This is a genomic window from Mesorhizobium sp. M8A.F.Ca.ET.181.01.1.1 (assembly GCF_004792025.1).
Classification (GTDB): Bacteria; Pseudomonadota; Alphaproteobacteria; order Rhizobiales; family Rhizobiaceae; genus Mesorhizobium.
The window spans coordinates 636,424-654,730 of the sequence record NZ_SRTV01000001.1 but is presented as its reverse complement, the minus strand read 5'-3'; the positions used below and the strand labels follow the sequence as shown (position 1 = coordinate 654,730).

Below are 18,307 nucleotides of genomic sequence, written 5' to 3'. Positions count from 1 at the left end.
GGCTTGATAGAGGCACTGCTTTCGCGGCAATCACGGTGATTGCGGCAACCACGGTGATTTATGGCCGAACCCCCGCTGAAAGGCGTCCGCGTTGTCGAACTCGCCCGCATTCTTGCCGGCCCCTGGGCCGGGCAGTTGCTTGCCGATCTCGGCGCCGACGTCATCAAGGTCGAGAGCCCGGATGGCGGCGACGACACCCGCAAATGGGGTCCGCCCTTCGTCATGAGCCATGACGGCGAGAACCTGTCAGCCGCCTATTACCATTCCTGCAATCGCGGCAAGCGTTCCATCGCCATCGACTTTTCGACGCCGGAAGGCGCCGAGACGGTGCGCCGGCTGGTCGCGACGGCGGATGTGCTGATCGAGAACTTCAAGCTCGGCGGCCTGAAGAAATACGGGCTCGACTACGGCAGTCTGAAGAAAATCAACCCTCGCCTGGTCTACTGCTCCATCACTGGCTTCGGCCAGGACGGGCCTTATGCGCCACGCGCCGGTTACGACTTCATCATCCAGGCCATGGCCGGCATGATGTCGATCACCGGTGAGGCCGGCCGCGAGCCGCAAAAGGCAGGCGTCGCCATCTCGGACATCTTCACCGGTCTCTATTCGGTGATCGCCATCCAGGCCGCACTTCGCCATGCCGAACAGACCGGCGAGGGCCAGCACATAGACATGGCGCTGTTCGACACCCAGATCTCGGCGCTCGGCAACCAGAACCTCAACTATCTCGTCTCGGGCAAGTCGCCAGTGCAGATGGGCAATGCGCATATGAACATTGCCCCGTACGAAGTGCTTCCGGTCAGGGACGGCCACATCATCCTGGCTGTCGGCAATGACGGCCAGTTCGGCAAATTCTGCGCCGCCGTCGGGCTGGACGATTTGCCGGCGAATCCCGATTTCGCCACCAATCCCGCCCGCGTCGCCAACCGCGTGGACCTTCGCGCACGCATCATCGAGGCGCTGAAGACCTGGGATCGCGATCCGCTGCTGGCGCAGCTCGAAGCCGCCAGCGTGCCGGCAAGCCCGATCAACACGATCGGCCAGATGTTCGCCGATCCGCAGACCATTGCCCGCGGCATGCGGCTCGACCTTGACGACGGCCATGGCAACCGCCTGCCGTCGGTGCGCGCCCCGATGGTGATGTCGGGCACACCGCTCAGCTATGAGCGCCCCTCGCCGCGTCTCGGCGAGCACACTGACGAAATCCTTGCCGAACTGGAGAAGTCTGGGAAATGAAGACCGGTGGACAACTGATCGTCGACGCCCTCGAAGCCAACGGCACCGACCGTATCTTCTGCGTGCCGGGCGAATCCTACCTTGCGGTGCTCGATGCGCTGCATGACTCTTCGATCCGCACCATCGTCTGCCGCCAGGAAGGCGGCGCCGCCATGATGGCCGACTGCCAGGGCCGGTTGACCGGCAAGCCCGGCATCTGCTTCGTCACCCGCGGCCCCGGCGCCACTAACGCTTCGGCCGGCGTCCACATCGCCATGCAGGATTCGGTTCCGCTCATCCTGTTCATCGGCCAGGTCGCCAGCCACGCCAAGGAACGCGAGGCGTTCCAGGAGGTGGACTATGTCAGGTTTTTCGGCGACATTGCCAAATGGGTGGTCGAGATCGACGACGCATCGCGCATCCCCGAATTCGTCACCCGCGCCTTCGCCGTGGCAACGTCGGGCCGGCCTGGCCCGGTGGTCATCTCGCTGCCGGAGGACATGCTGACCAGCGAGGTCAAGGCGCCGCAAGCACTTCCCCATACGCCGGTCGAGACCTATCCAGGCGGGGCCGAGCTCGACGCGCTGGAAATGCTGCTGAGCAGCGCGAAGCGTCCGTTCGTCATCCTCGGCGGCACGCGCTGGAACGCGGACGCCGTGGCGCGGATGCACGAAATCGCCGAGACCTGGTCGCTTCCTGTCGGCTGTTCCTTCCGCCGCCAGATGCTGTTCGACCATCTGCACCCGAACTATGCCGGTGATGTCGGCATCGGCATCAATCCGAAGCTGACGGCGGCGATCAAGCAGGCCGACGTCGTTCTCTTGATCGGCGGCCGCATGGGCGAGATGCCATCTTCGGACTACACGCTGCTGAAGAGCCCTTATCCCGACCAGGCACTGGTGCACGTCCATGCCGATGCCGGCGAACTCGGCCGGGTCTACCGCCCGACGCTGGCGATCAATGCATCGCCCGCGGCTTTCGTGGAGGCTTTCGCCAAGCGCAAGCCGGCCGGAATGCCGGCCTGGGCGGAAGAAACGCCAAAGTTGCACGCCGCCTATCTCGACTGGTCGACGCCGCCGGAAAGCGGCCCCGGCCCGGTGCAGATGGGGCCGATCATGAATTACCTGGAAAAGGTATTGCCCGACGACGCCATCCTCACCAATGGCGCCGGCAATTACGCCACCTGGGTGCATCGCTTCCATCGCTTCCGCCGCTTCGCCACGCAAGGAGCACCGACCTCCGGCTCGATGGGTTACGGCACGCCAGCGGCCGTCGCCGCCAAGGCGCTTTATCCGGAGCGCACCGTGGTCGCCTTCGCCGGCGACGGCTGCTTCCTGATGAACGGCCAGGAATTCGCCACCGCCGTGCAATACGACCTGCCTATCATCGTCGTCGTCGTCAACAACGGCATCTACGGCACCATCCGCATGCATCAGGAGCGCGAATATCCGGGCCGTGTGGTCGGCACCGACCTGAAAAATCCCGACTTCGCGTCGCTTGCCCGCGCCTATGGCGGCCATGGCGAGACTGTCGAGAAGACCGAAGACTTTGCGCCTGCCTTCGAACGTGCCCGCGCCAGCGGCAAGCCGGCGATCGTCGAAGTCCGGCTCGATCCCGAGGCGATCACGCCGACCCGCACGATGACGCAGATTCGCGACAAAAGCTGAAGGAACCGATCGGCTCCAAAGAGAAGGTGCTGCATTCCAAGCTGCCGATCTCCCCCCAGGTGGGGGAGATGTCCGGCAGGACAGAGGGGGGCGCTGTCCCGCCGGCCTTCAAGCGCGAGCGGCGCTCCGGACCCTACATCGCCTTTTCGATTTGGCCACGAATCTCGCCGTCCTTGTGGGCGGCCGTGTGCACGTTGACGTAATACTTGCCGGCCTCCAGGTCAGCGGCCTGCGCATCGGTCAACGTGGCCGACCCCTTGATCGGGCTCTTCAGCTTGCCTTTGAACGGGATCACGGGATCAGCGTTTTCACCCATTGCCGCCGGGCCGTGGATATGCGCGGCCACTGCCGGGCCACTGAGGCCGGAATACTTCACGTTCCAGCTGAGCTTCTTCTTGGTCGTGTCGAAGGTGAGAGTGGCCGTCCCCTTGCCTTTGGTGGTGACGGCCGGGCTCTGCTGGCCGCCATCGAGGGTCGCCTTGTATTTCACCATCTCGGCCATTGCCGGTGATGCGAACAGGAAAGCGGTGGAAATAGCGAGCGCCGATAGCGCCGGAAGGAAGGAGTGAGCGCGCATGAAGAACCTCCGATTGAATATTGAATAAAGCATGCGTCGCGGTTCCCCCGACGCGCGCATGCTTCATTGCAACGGATGGGCGGCGCAATGTATCCCTGCACACGGTTTTGTGATTGGAGCGCATGGAAAAGGGGCGGTCGCCCGCCCCTTTTGGTATCAGCCGTCAAACCGGTCGCAGGCGCTGTTGATCACGCCAGTCCGGCTTACTTGACCGCCTTGTCGGTAATGGCCGTGGTGTAGGCGCCGGTCGGCTCCTTGGTGATGATCTTCTGGTCGAGCAGCGCCTTGGCGGTGCGCTCATAGGTCGCCGGGTCGAGCTTGCCGTCGGCATTGTCGATCAGCTTGGCGACTTCGCTCATCATGCGCTTCTGGTGGTTCTCGTCCTGGCCACCGCCGTCCATGACGATCCCGGCAGCTTCGTCATTGTTGTCGACGGCGTATTTCCATCCCTTCATCGAGGCGCGCACGAAGCGCACCATCTTGTCCTCGAAGGCCGGATCCTTGAGCTTGTCTTCCGAGGCGTAGAGCCCGTCCTCGAGCAGGTCGTTGCCCATCGCCGAGTAGTTGAACACGGTGAGCTGTTCGGGCTTGTAGCCGGCGTCGATCAGCTGCCAGTACTCATTGTAGGTCATGACCGAGATGCAGTCGGCCTGCTTCTGGATCAGCGGCTGCACGTCGAAGCTCTGCTTCAAGACGGTGACGCCGTCCGGGCCGCCCTCGGTCTTGAGCCCGAGCTTGTTCATCCATGCGTAGAAAGGATATTCATTGCCGAAGAACCAGACGCCCAGCGTATGACCCTTGAAGTCGGCTTCGGTCTTGATCGGCCCATCCTTCGGGCAGACCAGTTCCATGCCGGCCTTCTTGAAGGGCTGGGCGATGTTGACCAGCGGCACGCCCTTTTCGCGCGCGGCGAGCGCGCCACCCATCCAGTCGACGATGACGTCGGCGCCGCCGCCCGCGATCACCTGCTCGGGTGCGATGTCGGGGCCGCCCGGCTTGATGTCGACATCGAGGCCTTCGGCCTCATAGAAGCCCTTGGCCTTGGCGACATAGTAGCCGGCAAACTGCGCCTGCGTGACCCATTTCAGCTGCAAGGTCACCTTGTCGGCGGCCATTGCCTGGAACGCGGCCAGCGACATCGCGCCGGCCAGAACTGGAATAATAAGTCTTTTCATTTTTTTACCCTCTGAAGTTAGTGCCCTAAACCCACCGCCCCTATCCACCACGGACAGAGGGATGCCAAAACGTGACGGCCCTTTCGACAAGGGCGACCACGCCATAAAAGACCGAACCCGCAAGTGCTGCAACTGCGATTTCGGCCCAGACCATGTCGATGTTCATCCGCCCGACCTCGGTCGAAATGCGGAATCCCATGCCGACTACCGGCGTGCCGAAGAACTCGGCGACGATGGCGCCAATCAGCGCCAGCGTCGAGTTGATCTTCAGCGCGTTGAAGATGAAGGGTGCTGCCGCCGGCAGCCGGAGCTTGATGAGCGTCGGCCAATAACCGGACGCATAGGTGCGCATTAGGTCGCGCTCCATATGGCCGGACGCGGCGAGCCCGGCGACCGTGTTCACCAGCATCGGGAAGAAGGTCATGATGATGACCACGGCCGCCTTGGACTGCCAGTCGAAGCCGAACCACATCACCATGATCGGCGCCACGCCGATGATCGGCAGCGCCGAGACCATGTTGCCGATCGGCAAGAGCCCGCGCCGCAGGAACGGCACGCGGTCGGCAAGGATGGCGGTGATGAAGCCGGCGCCGCTGCCCACGACATAGCCGAAGAGCACCGCCTTGAAGATGGTCTGCCGGACATCGGCGCCGAGTATCGGCAGCGAACCGGCGATGCGCGCGCCGATCGCGCTCGGCGGCGGCAGCAGGATGAAGGGGATGCCGGCGCCCCGCGTCACCGCCTCCCAGATGATCAGTATCCAGGCGCCGAAGATGGCGGGGATGATCAGACGCAAAGCGGTCCGCGCCCAACCCGCTATCGGGCGGAGCCCCGACAGCACCGCGACGCAACGCCAGCCTAGCAGCCAGACGGCCGTCAGCAGCAGGAAATACGGCGCCAGTGCCGCGCCTTCGAAACCTGCGATCCCCGATATCAGCAGCCAGGCGACGAGATGCGCGCCGATGAACAGCACGACGGCCTCTGCAACGGATGGAATCCTGACCATCGAGATCAGCGCCGCGACCACGGCAAGGCCGAGCATCAAGCCCTTCGTTCCCAGATAGGGATAGTTGATGCTCGCCGTCGGGTCCGCAAGCGCTGCCGCTTCCGGCCTCGACATGGCGCCAAGCGCGACCGCGATCAGGCACAGCGCAATCGCCAGCACCGCTTGCCAGGAAGGTTTCAGCCAGTTCATGCCGGCCTCCCGCCCATGGCGCGGTCGACGATGCGGCCGGCAATGCCGACCACCATGACCAGAAGTGCCGCCACGATCGAGCCCGCGACCAGCGCCGACCAGATGTCGATCGATTGGCTGTAATAGGCGCCGGCCAGAAGCTTGGCGCCGATGCCGGCGACCGCGCCTGTCGGCAGTTCGCCGACGATGGCGCCGACCAGGCTTGCCGCCACCGCCACCTTCATCGAGGTGAACAGGAACGGCACCGAGGCCGGCACGCGCAATTTCCAGAAGGTTTGCGTGCGGCTGGCATTGTAGGTGTGCATCAGGTCGAGATGCATGATCTCGGGCGAGCGCAGGCCCTTCACCATGCCGACCGTCACCGGGAAGAACGACAGATAGGTCGAGATCATCGCCTTCGGGATCAGCCCGGTGATGCCGATCGCCGCCAGCACGACGATGATCATCGGCGCCACCGCCAGGATCGGAATGGTCTGCGAGGCGATGATCCACGGCATCAGGCTGCGGTCGAGCGTCGCCACATGCACGATGCCGACGGCAATGACGATGCCGAGCGCGGTGCCGAAGGCAAAGCCGAGCAGCGTCGAGGACAGCGTGACCCAGGCGTTGTAGACGAGGCTGCGGTTCGAAGTGATGGGCCGCAGAAAGGTGTTCTCGAAGAAATTCACCGCCACTTGATGCGGAGCCGGCAGCGTCGGCTTCGGCTGCGACAGCGTCTTGCCGATGAACTCGACAGTGCCGGGGGTTTCGTTGGCACGGGTGTCGAGATCGCGCTGGAAGGGCGCGTTGAGGATGACGGCGAAAACGTACCAGAGCACGATGACACCGGCCAGGATCGATGTCACGGGGACGAGTTTGTCGCGGAAGGTGTCCATCAGGAGGCCTCGCCAGCGAGGCGCCCTCCTCTCCCCATCGGGGAGAGGGTGGCCGGAGCGAAGCGGAGGTCGACCACCTTCGCGCTCGTCATCCTAGGGCGGAGCGACGCGAAGCGTCGCGCAGACCCTAGGATCCATTCCGTGACGTCGATCAAGGAGTGTAAGCAGTAGAGAAAATTCCCCTTCGAAGGCACAGCGGAGGGTGCATCGTTTTGCACCGTTGCGGAGCTCAGAAGTAACGGCATGGATCCTAGGGTCTGCGCCGCGTCGCTTCGCTCCTTGCTTCGCCCTAGGATGACGAAATCGCGGCGGGCGGCTTCCATAACGCAGGCCGCTGCGCGCCTGCTCCACCCCAGGATGACGAAGGCGAGGTTGATCGCTCGCTTGCCGGGGCGCTCAATCATCATAACTATGCCCCGCCCTCAACCCGTCGCGCACCCGCGCGGCGATCGCCAGGAATTCGGGTGTCTCGCGGATGTCGAGCGGCCGCTCCTTCGGCAGCGTCGATTCGATGATGTCGCTGACCCGGCCCGGACGCGGCGACATGACGACGATGCGGGTCGACAGATAGACGGCCTCCGGAATGGAGTGGGTGACGAAGCAGATGGTCTTGTTGGTCCGGCCCCACAGTTGCAGCAATTGCTCGTTGAGGTGGTCGCGCACGATCTCGTCGAGCGCGCCGAACGGCTCGTCCATCAACAGGAGGTCGGCGTCGAAGGCCAAGGCGCGCGCGATCGAGGCGCGCTGCTGCATGCCGCCTGAAAGCTGCCAGGGATATTTCTTCTCGAAGCCGGTGAGGTTGACGAGGTCGAGCGTGCGCTTGATCCGCTCCGCCTGCTCGGTCTTGGACAGGCCCATGATCTCCAGCGGCAGCGCCACATTACGCTCGATGGTGCGCCAGGGAAACAGGGCGGCTGCCTGGAAGACATAGCCATAGGCGCGTTTCTCGCGCGCCTGTTCCGGCGTCATGCCGTTGACCGAAATCATCCCCGAAGTCGGCTTCTCCAGATCGGCGATGACGCGCAGCAGCGTGGTCTTGCCGCAGCCGGACGGCCCGATGAAGGAGACGAACTCACCCTTGCCGATGGTCAGGTCGACATTGGACAGCGCCTGGACCGGGCCGTCATTGGTCTGGAAGGTGAGGCCAAGCTTGCTTGCCGAAACGACGGCTGGCGAAGATCCCGTCATCGGTTGCGGCCTGCCTTGTCACCGCACCGGGGCGCCGGCTGAAATCCGGTTGCTTTTATCGCGATGTTGTTTTCCACTTGCCCTGTCCCATTGGCCCACCGACCTTGTTCCACTCAATCGACGCCCGGAGTTTCCCCGATGTCGCCCAAACCCACTTGTCGTCTTATTCGCCCTGACAGCACCTATGAAGGCAAGCAGGGGTTGACCTATCTGGCCGGCATCGCGACCGAAACGGTCGGCTCATCCGGCATCTGCATGCACGTGCTGACCATGCCGCCCGGCGCCCGCGCCAAGGCGCATCTGCACGAGAACCACGAAACGGCGATCTACGTGCTCTCCGGCGAAGTCCATACCTGGTATGGCGACCGGCTCGAACATCACATCGTCGTCAAGGCCGGCGACCTCTTCTACATCCCGGCTGGCGTGCCGCATCTGCCGGCCAATCTCAGCAACGCCCCCTCTTCGGCCGTCATTGCCCGCACCGATCCCAACGAACAGGAAAGCGTCGTTCTGCTGCCGGAACTGGATGCGCTCGTCGCCTGACACCGACGCGAGGGTTGTCGCCATCATTTGCACCGGGAGACTTCACCCATCACATTGCCGTCTTCGTCGACGACAGACAGTTTCTTGGCATTCTTGGCGCTGTGCTTGATGGTGAAGGTGGCCGGCGACTTGCCGTCCTCACCTTCGGCTTCGCACTCGGCCTTGATCGTCAACGAGCCATCGGCCTGCGCCTTCGTCTCGGTGAAGGTGCAGGCGCTGGCCGCCGTGATCAGTTCCTTGTCGGTCAGAAGCAGCATCTGATCGGCGGCGACTTCCTGACCGTTCTTGTTGATGCAGCCATACTTGTCGCCATAAGGCTTGCTGAGATCGATCCCGGCTGCCGACGCATGGCCCGCTGACAAAAGCGCCGCGGCGGCGATGGCAAGATGAATGGCGCGCATGGTCAAACCCCCGTCGCCGGGATGCCCGTCCGCTCGACCTTGCGCGGCGCGGTGATCTCTTTCCACGTCGACAGCGCCCGGTTGACCGCGGCGTTCGGCTCCCTTCCGACGAACTCGCCATGGCCGGGCTTCGCCTTCACGTCCGACTCCTCGATCGACAGTTCGCCGCGCGAGAAGACGAAGCGCGGCAGGCCGGTCACCTCGACGCCTTCGAACACATTATAGTCGATGACAGACTGCTGCTTCTTCGAAGATATGGTCTTCTTGCGCTGGGGATCCCAGACGATGATGTCGGCATCCGCGCCTTCGACGATGGCGCCCTTCTTCGGATACATGTTGAGGATCTTGGCGATGTTGGTCGAGGTCACCGCGACGAACTCGTTCATCGTCAGCCGTCCGGTGTTGACGCCTCTGGTCCACAGCACCGGCAGCCGGTCCTCGAGCCCGCCGGTGCCGTTGGGGATCTTGGTGAAGTTGCCGACGCCGAAACGCTTCTGGTCCGTGGTGAAGGCGCAATGGTCGGTCGCCACCACCTGCAGCGATCCGGCCTGCAGGCCGGCCCACAGCGAATCCTGGTGTAGCTTATTGCGGAAGGGCGGGCTCATCACCCGGCGCGCCGCATGGTCCCAGTCCTTGTCGAAATACTCGCTCTCATCGAGGGTCAGGTGCTGGATCAGCGGCTCGCCGAACACCCGCATGCCTTTCTGGCGCGCCCGCCGGATCGCCTCATGGCTCTGCTCGCAGGAGACATGCACGACATAGAGCGGCACGCCGGCCATGTCGGCGATCATGATGGCGCGGTTGGTCGCCTCGCCCTCCACTTCCGGTGGACGCGAATAGGCGTGGCCCTCAGGCCCATTATTGCCGGCCGCCAGGAGCTTCTGCGACAACGCCGCGACCACATCGCCATTCTCGGCATGGACCAGCGGCAGCGCGCCAAGATCGGCGCAGCGCTGGAACGACGCGTACATCTCGTCGTCGTCGACCATCAGCGCGCCCTTGTAGGCCATGAAGTGCTTGAACGAGGTGATGCCCTTGTCGACCACCGTGGCCATTTCGTCGAACACCTGCTTGCCCCACCAGGTGATTGCCATGTGGAAGGAATAGTCGCAGGCGGCCTTGGAGGTCTTGTTGTCCCACATCTGCAAGGCTTCGAGCAGCGATTGCTGCGGCGCCGGCAGGCAGAAATCGACCACCATCGTGGTGCCGCCAGCGAGCGCCGCGCGCGTGCCGGATTCGAAATCATCGGCCGAATAGGTGCCCATGAACGGCATTTCGAGATGGGTGTGCGGGTCGATGCCGCCCGGCATGACATAGCAGCCGGTGGCGTCGTACTCATGGTCGCCGTGCAGGTCCGAGCCGATGGCGACGATCTTGCCGTGGCTGAACAGCACATCGGCCTTCCACGTGCGGTCGGCGGTGACGACAGTACCGTTCTTGATGACTTTGGTCATTTATCTGTTCCCTGTTCTCTTCGCGCTTCTTGGTGAGCGGCGTTTCGAATGTAGATCTCTTAGTTCACTCCACGATGACGGCCGTCTCCACCACCGCGTGGAACAGCACATCGGCGCCGGCCGATGCCCATTCCTTGGTGATCTCCTCGGCCTCGTTGTGCGACAACCCGTCGACGCAAGGGCACATCACCATGGCGGTCGGCGCCACGCGGTTGATCCAGCACGCATCGTGGCCGGCACCGGAGACGATGTTGCGGTGCGTGTAACCGAGCCGATCGGCGGCATCGCGGATTGCCTTGACGCAGTCCTTGTCGAAGGTGACCGGATCGAAGTGGCCGACCTGCTCGATCTCGTATTTGATATCCAGCGCGTCGCAGATCGTGTCGATGCCTTCGCGGATGCGGCCATCCATGGCATCGAGCACTTCCTTTTCGGGCGAACGAATGTCGATGGTGAAGATGGTGCGACCGGCGATGATGTTGCGCGAGTTCGGATAGACTTCCATGTGCCCGACAGCGCCGACCGCGTCGGGCTGGTAGTCCATGGCGATCTCGTGCACCAGCTCGATCACGCGCGCCATGCCGAGCCCGGCGTTGCGGCGCTTGGGCATCGGGGTCGAGCCGGTATGCGCCTCCTTGCCGGTCAGCGTCACCTGCAGCCATTTCAGGCCTTGGCCGTGGGTGACGACGCCGATGTCGATGTCTTCGTCCTCGAGGATCGGGCCCTGTTCGATATGCAGTTCGAAGAAGGCGTGGATCTTGCGGTCGCCGACCTTTTCGGTGCCCTTCCAGCCGATGCGCTCCAGTTCCTCGCCGAATTTCTTGCCGTTCTTGTCCGTGTGCTCGTAGACGTCGGCCTGGTCGAGCACGCCGGCGAACACACCGGAGGCCATCATCGCCGGCGCGAAGCGCGCGCCTTCCTCGTTGGTCCAGTTGGTGACGACGATCGGATGTTTCGTCTTGATGCCGAGATCGTTGAGCGAGCGCACGATCTCCAGGCCGCCGAGCACACCGAGCACGCCATCATATTTGCCTCCGGTCGGCTGCGTATCGAGATGGCTGCCGACATAGACCGGCGGCAGGCTGGGGTCGGTGCCTTCGCGGCGGGCAAACATGGTGCCCATTTCGTCGACGCCCATTTCGAGCCCGGCCGCATCGCACCAGCGCTTGAACAGATGCCGGCCCTCGCCGTCCTCGTCGGTCACGGTCTGGCGATTGTTGCCGCCGGCAATGCCGGGGCCGATCTTCGCCATCTCCATCAGCGAATCCCACAAACGGTCTGAATTGATTCGCAGATTTTCGCCGGGTGCGGCCATTCAAAACCTCTCCAATTGCGCGGCGTCCCCCTCCCCCTCGAGGGGAGGGTAGCCGCGAAGCGGTCGGGTGGGGTCGCCTGACATAAGCTCGACCTTCCCCTTGACCGCCTGCGCGACATGCCAGGCGCTGTTTATGACATCGGGCTCGTCAACGCGAAAGATATCGAACCCGAGCGAACGCAGATAAGCATCGCGAACGGCGTCGTGCCGTTTGCCCTTTTCGTGTTCGTGCAGATCGCCATCCGCGCGCGCCTTCTGGCGCATTTCGAAACTCACGCGAGTCCGGGGCATCAACGGCGGCCTCGCGGCAAAAGATCAGGTCGGCGCCCGGTCGCACCGACCCCACCCGACCGCTTCGCGGCCACCCTCGCCTCGAGGGGGAGGGATATCCGCGCCCAGATCTTCAATCGATCGACCTCAATACATCCCGCACATGGTCGATCAGTTCGTTGATCTGGCCCTTGGTGATGATCAGCGGCGGCGACAGTGCGATGATGTCGCCGGTGGTGCGGATCAGCGCGCCGCGCTCGAAGGCCTTGACGAAGGCGGAGAAGGCCCGCTTGGTCGGACTGCCGGCGATCGGTGCCAGCTCGATCGCGCCGATCAGGCCGATGTTCCTGATGTCGATGACATGCGGCTCGCCCTTCAACGAATGCAGCGCATCTTCCCAATAGGGCGCCAGTTCCTCGCCGCGGGTGAGCAGTCCTTCTTCCTTGTAGGTGTCGAGCGTGCCGAGTGCGGCAGCGCAGGCGATCGGATTGCCCGAATAGGTATAGCCGTGGAAGAACTCGATCATGTGCTCGGGGCCGGTCATGAAGGCGTCGTGGATTTCCTTCTTCACGAACACCGCGCCCATCGGGATGACGCCGTTGGAGACACCCTTGGCGGTGGTCATGATGTCGGGCGTGACGCCGAAATAATCGGCGGCGAACGGCGCGCCGAGGCGGCCGAAACCGGTGATGACCTCATCGAAGATCAACAGGATGCCGTGCTTGGTGCAGATCTCGCGCAGCTTCTCGAGATAGCCCTTCGGCGGCAGGATGACGCCCGTTGACCCGGCGACCGGCTCGACGATGACGGCGGCAATGGTCGAGGCGTCATGCAGGGCGACGATGCGCTCCAGCTCGTTGGCGAGCTCCGCGCCATGCTCCGGCACGCCCTTGGAGAAGGCGTTCTTCTCCGGAAGGTGGGTGTGGGGCATATGGTCGACGCCGCCCAGCAGCGTGCCGAACATCTTGCGGTTGGTGACGATGCCGCCGACCGAGATGCCGCCGAAATTGACGCCGTGATAGCCGCGCTCGCGGCCGATGAGCCGGGTGCGCGAGCCCTCACCCTTCACGCGGTGATAGGCGATCGCCATCTTCAGAGCAGTCTCGACCGATTCCGAACCGGAATTGGTGAAGAACACATGGTCCATGCCCTTGGGCGCGATGTCGACCAGGCGGTTCGCCAGTTCGAACACGATCGGATGGCCCATCTGGAAGGCCGGTGCGTAGTCGAGTTCGGCGGCCTGGTGCTGGATCGCCTCGGTGATCTTCGGGCGGCAGTGGCCAGCGTTGACGCACCACAGGCCGGCGGTGCCGTCCAGCACCTTGCGGCCGTCGCTGGTGGTATAGTGCATGTCCTTGGCGGACACGAACATGCGCGGCGCCTGCTTGAACTGCCGGTTTGCCGTGAACGGCATCCAGAATGCGCTGAGATCGTTCGGCGTGACTTTCAGCCGGTTGGACATGACCAAGACTTCCCCTTGTAACCTGTTTCGGTGCGTCCAACGCTTGGTCTTTGCCGTGCTTTCATGCTACGCAAATTTTGACCGATTGGACAAACGTTAGCACCGCCCTGTCGGCGGTCAAGGATTACTAGCGGAAATGCGGCTCCTGAAGTGCGTTCCACAGGCTAGGGAAAAACTGGTCCAGAGAATTGGTCCAGATGACCGTCAATGCGAGGGTCCGCAACGGTGACCATCAGCACGCAAGCCCCTCGCCGCACCCGCATCCAGCAGGAAAAGCGCGAACTGATCCTGGAGGCCGCACTCGAAGTGTTCTCCACCAACGGCTTCCGCGGCTCAACCATCGACCAGATCGCCGAAGCCGCCGGCATGTCGAAGCCGAACCTGCTCTACTATTTCCGCCGCAAGGAAGACATTCACGAGACGTTGATGGAACGGCTGCTCGAAACCTGGCTGGCGCCGCTGAGGGAACTCGATGATATCGGCGATCCGATGACCGAGCTCAGGAGCTACATCAGGCGCAAGCTGGAAATGGCGCGCGACTTTCCGCGCGAGAGCCGGCTGTTCGCCAACGAGATCCTGCAGGGGGCACCGCGCATCATGCCGCTGCTGGCGGGCGAACTGAAGACGCTGGTCGACGAGAAAGCAGCGGTCATCAAGGGCTGGATGCGCGCCGGAAAGATCGCGAGGACCGATCCCTGGCACCTGATCTTCTCGATCTGGGCGACCACCCAGCACTATGCCGATTTCGACGTCCAGGTCCGCGCCGTGCTCGGCCCGAACCGCGGCGGCGACGGCCGATTCGAGGATGCCGCCCGCTTCCTTGAGCAATTGTTCCTCGATGGGCTGAAGCCGAAGGGCTGACCAATTCCACAAGGCCTCACGCGCTGCGCCGTTCGGCCGGCATCGCGTCGAGCAATTGTTGCAGCTTGGCGACCGAGTTCTGCTCGGCAAGCGGTGTATAGACGATCAGCCGCATGTCCGAGCCGTCGTCGATCGACAGGCTCATATGCTCGAAAGCCATCAAGCCGGCCTTGGGATGCCGAACGTGCTTCACGCCGGTCAGCCTGCGCGCCACGTCGCGCCGCGGCCACCAGTCACGGAACTCGGGACTTGAACTCATCATCAGGGCGATCAGCCTGTCGAAATCGGGATCGCCGACATATTTGGCGCTTTCGGCACGAAACGAGGCGAGCACCACACGGGCGAGTTCTTCCCAGTCGACCAGCAGGCGGCGATGGTGCGGATTGGTGAACACCATGTGGACGATGTTTCTGCTGTCGCCCTCCAGCAGGCCATAGTCGCCGAACACAGCCGCCGCGGCCGGGTTCCAGGCAAGCACATCCCAGCGCCGGCCGACCACTTGGGCCGGCTGCAGGACGAGGCTTTGCAGCATATGCAACAGCGTAGCGTCCACCTTCTCGGGCGCCGCCACACGACGTTCCGGCTGCTGGCGGCCGGCGAGAATGAACAGATGCCGCTTCTCGACGGCGTCGAGGCGCAACGCCTCGCAGAGCGCCGAGAGCACTTCGACCGAGGGCCGCACGTCCCTGCCCTGTTCGAGCCAGGTGTACCAGGTAGTGCCGACACCGGCGATCATCGCAACTTCCTCGCGCCGCAGACCCGGCGTGCGCCGTCGCGGACCTGTTGCGATGCCGGTGGCCAACGGCGTCAGCCTTTCCCGGCGCGAACGCAGGAAGGCGCCGAGTTCGCGCCGGCGGCTCTCGTCGGCTGATTGGGTGGGGGCAGCAGAGATGGAAGCGTTCATACCGGCTATTATAGCAGTATTGATACCAGGATAAAGTTTGAACTGTTTGCCGTGGGCGAAGCGTCCCATCTTGCGTTCGGAGCAGCAACAGGAGGCTCTGAACATGGAATTGAAAGACAAGACCATTCTCATCACCGGATCGACCGACGGCGTCGGCCGGGTCGTGGCGCAATGGCTGGGCGCCTCCGGCGCACGGGTACTGGTGCATGGCCGCGATGCCACACGCGGCAAAGCCGTTATCGCCGAGATCGAAGCCGCCGGCGGCAAGGCCGAGTTTCTCGCGGCCGATCTCGCGTCGCTGGCGGAGGTAAGGCGCCTCGCCGAGGCCGTGCGCGCCAGGACGAGCCGCCTCGACGTCCTCATCAACAATGCCGGCGTCGGCACGGCTGGCGACAAGCGACAGACGAGCGCCGACGGCCACGAACTTCGCTTTGCCGTCAACTATCTCGCCGGCTTCCTGCTGACCTCGGAGCTGCTGCCGCTGCTCAGGGCAAGTGCCCCGGCGCGCATCGTCAATGTGGCGTCCGCCGGCCAGCAGGCGATCGACTTCAACGACGTCATGCTGACCCACGGCTATAGCGGCGTGCGCGCCTACTGCCAGAGCAAGCTGGCGCAGATCCTGTTCACCATGGATCTGGCCGAGCAGTTGAAAGGCAGCGGCGTCACCGTCAACGCGCTGCATCCGGCGAGCTACATGAACACCACCATGGTCCGTCAGGCGGGGGTGAAGCCATGGAGTTCGGTCGAAACCGGCGCCGACGCCATCTTGAACCTCGCCACCGCGCAAAAGCTCGAAGGCCGCAGCGGCCTCTATTTCGACGGACTGCGCGAATCCCGCGCCGACGCCCAGGCTTACGATGCCAGGGCAAGACAGCAATTGCGAAGCCTGAGCCTCGACCTCGTCGGGCTGGCTTCGCCAAAATCGAAGGAAGAACCGTCATGACCGTCACAACCGAACACACAGTCATCATCGGCGGCTCGTCCGGCATCGGCCTGGCGACAGCGCGCAAACTGCTCGGCCCGGGCATGAAGGTCACCATCACCGGGCGCAACCAGGACAAGCTCGTCAGCGCCTGGAAAAGCCTTGGTGGCGCAGCCGACAAGGCCGCCTTCGACGCGTCGAAGCCCGATGAGGTGCGCCAGTTCTTCGATCGGCTCGGTCCGTTCGACCACCTCGTTCTGGCGGCGAGCGGCGGCAAGGGCCTCGGACCGTTCGAGACGCTCGATCTCGCCGACATCGCTGGCGGCGTCGACGAAAAGGTGCGGCCGCAACTGTCCTGCCTGCAGGCCGCGTTGCCGACGTTGAGCAAATCCGGATCGGTCACCTTCATCTCGGCGGTCTCAGCTCAGGTCACCATGCCCGGTGTCGCCGGCATCGGTGCCGTCAACGGCATGCTGCTGACCGTGACGCCGATCCTGGCTGTCGAGCTGAAGCCGCTGCGCGTCAACGTCGTGGCGCCCGGCGTCATCGACACGCCGTGGTGGGACTTTCTGCCGGAGGAGCAGCGGCAAGCAGTCTTTGCCGAATATGCGGGGAAAACGCCGGTCGGCCGCATCGGTCGCGCCGAGGACGTCGCATCGGCGATCGCCTTCCTCGTCTCCAACAGCTTCATGACCGGCCAGGTGCTGACCTGCGACGGCGGCCTGCGGTTCGCGGCCTGACTTCGGCCATCAAACGGATTGTGCGATCAGCGTCAGGAACCCACCGCCGAGCGCGACATTGCCGATGAAACCGTTGATGCGGGACGCCCGGTCCGGACCCTGATGATCCCAGAAATTGTGGAACATCGGCGTCGCGACGACCAGGAACAGCACCAGCGCCGCGCAGGCGATCACGGTCCAGAGGCCTGATATCACCAGCGCCCCTGCAATGACCTGCAGGACAATGCCTGCCCACAGTGCCAGCCGAGCCTGCGGCACGCCGCGCGCGGCCATCAACCCGGTCAGGAAGGCCGCGTTCTGGATGTTGCGCAGGCCGGCGAAGACGAAAGCGCCGCCGGCCAGCAGGCGGCCGAAAAACAGCAAGGTCGAAGGCAAATCGGCAGGCATCAAACGCTCCCCTTGAAACAGTAGAAGCGCCGCCTTATTCGGCGGCGCCCCAACAAACATCCGGACCGATCAGGCCGCCTTGGCGGCCGGCATCGGATGGATGGCGTGGAACGGGATGCAGAGCCGGTTCCAGGTGTTGATCATGCCGACCGCGACGGACAGCTTGACCAGTTCCTCTTCCGAAAAATGCTCCAGCGCGCGCGCATAGAGCTCGTCCGGCACCCCGTTGTCGGCGACCAACGTCACCGCTTCGGTCCAGGCCAAGGCGGCGCGTTCGCGCTCGGAAAACAGCGGCGATTCCTTCCAGGCGGAAACCAGATAGAGCCGTTGCTCGGTCTCGCCGTCGCGCCTGGCTTCGCGGCTGTGCATCTCGACGCAGAAGGAACAGCCATTGATCTGCGAAGCCCTGAGCTTGATCAGGTGAAGCAAGCTCACCTCCAGCCCGCATTCGTCGACCGCCTTGTTGAGCGCCGAGACCGCCTTCATGATTTCGGGCGCCTTGGCGAAGAACTGCATTCTCTGTTTCATCGTCTTTCCTTTCGCATCGTCGGGAGGGTTAGGTTTGGTTGGTTGAACTGGATTTCTGCGGCCGCTGATGGCGCTCGACAAAGGCGCAGCTCGCGGCAAACGATCTGGGGTCGCCTTCCGCCGCGTAATCCGCCACGATGTCGGACAGTTTCACCTCGGCCAGCGCTGCCCGATAGGCGCGCTCCGCCTTCAGCATCGCGGCATTGATGCCGCAAGGTTTGACATAGGCCGAGGCATCGATCTTGACCGGACCGTTGCGGCGGATCTCGCCGCAGCGAAACGCGGGTTCGCGGCCCTCGACGGCCAGCACGATGTCGAGCAGTGTGATGCGTTCCGCAGCCCGCGCCAGCCGATAGCCGCCCGCCGGACCCGGCACCGATTCCAGAATGCGCGCCGCGCTCAACATATTGAGATGCTTCAGGAGATAGCTCGGCGACAGGCCGAACGCTTCCGCCAGTGCCGCGCCCGGCATGGTGCTGTTGCCGTCCACACTGGCCAGCGTCGCCGCACAGTGGATGGCCGCCTCAACGCCCTCGCCCAGCTTCATCGTGATGATCTCCAATTCATGGACATCTTTTATCGTGGATAATTTTTATCGGCAATAGGAAAATGGAACGTCCTGCTTTTT

Annotated in this window: 20 protein-coding genes; 6 read left to right on the top strand and 14 right to left on the bottom strand. The window is 63.6% G+C overall.

The annotated features are described in order from the left end of the window. Nucleotides 1–60: 60 nt before the first annotated feature. Both EN824_RS03235 and EN824_RS03230 read left to right on the top strand, forming a co-directional pair. On the top strand, nucleotides 61–1,236 hold the full coding sequence (locus EN824_RS03235; RefSeq protein WP_135931892.1) for a CaiB/BaiF CoA-transferase family protein: 1,176 nt from the start codon (nucleotides 61–63) through the stop codon (nucleotides 1,234–1,236). Further along, a complete protein-coding gene (locus tag EN824_RS03230) occupies nucleotides 1,233–2,882 on the top strand; it encodes a thiamine pyrophosphate-binding protein (protein WP_135931891.1) in 1,650 nt (549 codons plus the stop codon). The genes EN824_RS03235 and EN824_RS03230 overlap by 4 nt, the downstream gene beginning before the upstream one ends. A gap of 133 nt (nucleotides 2,883–3,015) precedes the next feature. On the opposite strand, the gene EN824_RS03225 is transcribed toward EN824_RS03230, so the two are convergent. The 5 genes from EN824_RS03225 to EN824_RS03205 form a co-directional block, all read right to left on the bottom strand. Next, nucleotides 3,016–3,459 carry a CHRD domain-containing protein gene (locus EN824_RS03225; RefSeq protein ID WP_127279293.1) on the bottom strand — a complete coding sequence of 148 codons (444 nt, stop codon included), beginning with the start codon at nucleotides 3,457–3,459 and terminating at the stop codon, nucleotides 3,016–3,018. A 203-nt stretch (nucleotides 3,460–3,662) separates the two neighbouring features. Next, nucleotides 3,663–4,634 carry an ABC transporter substrate-binding protein gene (locus tag EN824_RS03220; protein ID WP_027160663.1) on the bottom strand — a complete coding sequence of 324 codons (972 nt, stop codon included), beginning with the start codon at nucleotides 4,632–4,634 and terminating at the stop codon, nucleotides 3,663–3,665. Nucleotides 4,635–4,674: 40 nt separating this feature from the next. Beyond that, on the bottom strand, nucleotides 4,675–5,829 hold the full coding sequence (locus tag EN824_RS03215; protein WP_135881944.1) for an ABC transporter permease: 1,155 nt from the start codon (nucleotides 5,827–5,829) through the stop codon (nucleotides 4,675–4,677). Continuing rightward, complete coding sequence (locus EN824_RS03210) at nucleotides 5,826–6,704, bottom strand: ABC transporter permease (RefSeq protein WP_135931890.1); 879 nt, start codon at nucleotides 6,702–6,704, stop codon at nucleotides 5,826–5,828. Before EN824_RS03210 ends, EN824_RS03215 begins: the two co-directional genes overlap by 4 nt. Nucleotides 6,705–7,100: 396 nt before the next feature. Further along, nucleotides 7,101–7,892, bottom strand: a complete 792-nt coding sequence (locus tag EN824_RS03205) for an ABC transporter ATP-binding protein (protein WP_127871720.1) — start codon at nucleotides 7,890–7,892, stop codon at nucleotides 7,101–7,103. A gap of 138 nt (nucleotides 7,893–8,030) precedes the next feature. On the opposite strand from EN824_RS03205, the gene EN824_RS03200 reads away from it, so the two are divergent. After that, nucleotides 8,031–8,435, top strand: coding sequence for a cupin domain-containing protein (locus EN824_RS03200; RefSeq protein WP_127280216.1), 405 nt, complete (start codon nucleotides 8,031–8,033; stop codon nucleotides 8,433–8,435). A gap of 23 nt (nucleotides 8,436–8,458) precedes the next feature. Here EN824_RS03200 and EN824_RS03195 read toward each other — a convergent pair whose 3' ends face one another. The 5 genes from EN824_RS03195 to EN824_RS03175 all read right to left on the bottom strand — a co-directional run bounded on the left by EN824_RS03195 (nucleotide 8,459) and on the right by EN824_RS03175 (nucleotide 13,337). Next, nucleotides 8,459–8,836, bottom strand: a complete 378-nt coding sequence (locus EN824_RS03195; protein ID WP_127280215.1) for a hypothetical protein — start codon at nucleotides 8,834–8,836, stop codon at nucleotides 8,459–8,461. Between the two features lie 2 nt (nucleotides 8,837–8,838). Beyond that, nucleotides 8,839–10,290: a dihydropyrimidinase gene (hydA, locus tag EN824_RS03190; protein WP_127280214.1), complete on the bottom strand. Its 1,452-nt coding sequence runs from the start codon at nucleotides 10,288–10,290 to the stop codon at nucleotides 8,839–8,841. Between the two features lie 64 nt (nucleotides 10,291–10,354). After that, nucleotides 10,355–11,605: a Zn-dependent hydrolase gene (locus EN824_RS03185; RefSeq protein ID WP_135866313.1), complete on the bottom strand. Its 1,251-nt coding sequence runs from the start codon at nucleotides 11,603–11,605 to the stop codon at nucleotides 10,355–10,357. Continuing rightward, a complete protein-coding gene (locus EN824_RS03180) occupies nucleotides 11,606–11,869 on the bottom strand; it encodes a DUF559 domain-containing protein (protein WP_245512112.1) in 264 nt (87 codons plus the stop codon). Nucleotides 11,870–12,008: 139 nt separating this feature from the next. Next, nucleotides 12,009–13,337 (bottom strand): aspartate aminotransferase family protein, encoded by a 1,329-nt coding sequence (locus EN824_RS03175; protein ID WP_135866311.1) that lies wholly within the window; start codon nucleotides 13,335–13,337, stop codon nucleotides 12,009–12,011. Nucleotides 13,338–13,562: 225 nt separating this feature from the next. Here EN824_RS03175 and EN824_RS03170 point away from each other — a divergent pair, with 225 nt between their 5' ends. After that, nucleotides 13,563–14,198: a TetR family transcriptional regulator C-terminal domain-containing protein gene (locus tag EN824_RS03170; RefSeq protein WP_127279388.1), complete on the top strand. Its 636-nt coding sequence runs from the start codon at nucleotides 13,563–13,565 to the stop codon at nucleotides 14,196–14,198. Between the two features lie 16 nt (nucleotides 14,199–14,214). On the opposite strand, the gene EN824_RS03165 is transcribed toward EN824_RS03170, so the two are convergent. Further along, a complete protein-coding gene (locus tag EN824_RS03165; RefSeq protein WP_127279389.1) occupies nucleotides 14,215–15,102 on the bottom strand; it encodes a helix-turn-helix transcriptional regulator in 888 nt (295 codons plus the stop codon). Nucleotides 15,103–15,205: 103 nt separating this feature from the next. Here EN824_RS03165 and EN824_RS03160 point away from each other — a divergent pair, with 103 nt between their 5' ends. Both EN824_RS03160 and EN824_RS03155 read left to right on the top strand, forming a co-directional pair. Continuing rightward, nucleotides 15,206–16,045, top strand: a complete 840-nt coding sequence (locus EN824_RS03160; protein ID WP_135866309.1) for an SDR family NAD(P)-dependent oxidoreductase — start codon at nucleotides 15,206–15,208, stop codon at nucleotides 16,043–16,045. After that, nucleotides 16,042–16,764 carry an SDR family oxidoreductase gene (locus EN824_RS03155; RefSeq protein ID WP_135931889.1) on the top strand — a complete coding sequence of 241 codons (723 nt, stop codon included), beginning with the start codon at nucleotides 16,042–16,044 and terminating at the stop codon, nucleotides 16,762–16,764. The genes EN824_RS03160 and EN824_RS03155 overlap by 4 nt, the downstream gene beginning before the upstream one ends. A 9-nt stretch (nucleotides 16,765–16,773) precedes the next feature. On the opposite strand, the gene EN824_RS03150 is transcribed toward EN824_RS03155, so the two are convergent. The 3 genes from EN824_RS03150 to EN824_RS03140 all read right to left on the bottom strand — a co-directional run bounded on the left by EN824_RS03150 (nucleotide 16,774) and on the right by EN824_RS03140 (nucleotide 18,226). Continuing rightward, nucleotides 16,774–17,151 (bottom strand): DoxX family protein, encoded by a 378-nt coding sequence (locus EN824_RS03150; RefSeq protein ID WP_135931888.1) that lies wholly within the window; start codon nucleotides 17,149–17,151, stop codon nucleotides 16,774–16,776. A 69-nt stretch (nucleotides 17,152–17,220) separates the two neighbouring features. Then, the gene (locus EN824_RS03145) at nucleotides 17,221–17,679 is read right to left on the bottom strand and encodes a carboxymuconolactone decarboxylase family protein (protein WP_127871730.1); all 459 of its coding nucleotides are present in this window, start codon (nucleotides 17,677–17,679) and stop codon (nucleotides 17,221–17,223) included. A gap of 28 nt (nucleotides 17,680–17,707) precedes the next feature. Then, nucleotides 17,708–18,226, bottom strand: a complete 519-nt coding sequence (locus tag EN824_RS03140) for an Rrf2 family transcriptional regulator (protein ID WP_135866435.1) — start codon at nucleotides 18,224–18,226, stop codon at nucleotides 17,708–17,710. Nucleotides 18,227–18,307 lie beyond the last annotated feature (81 nt).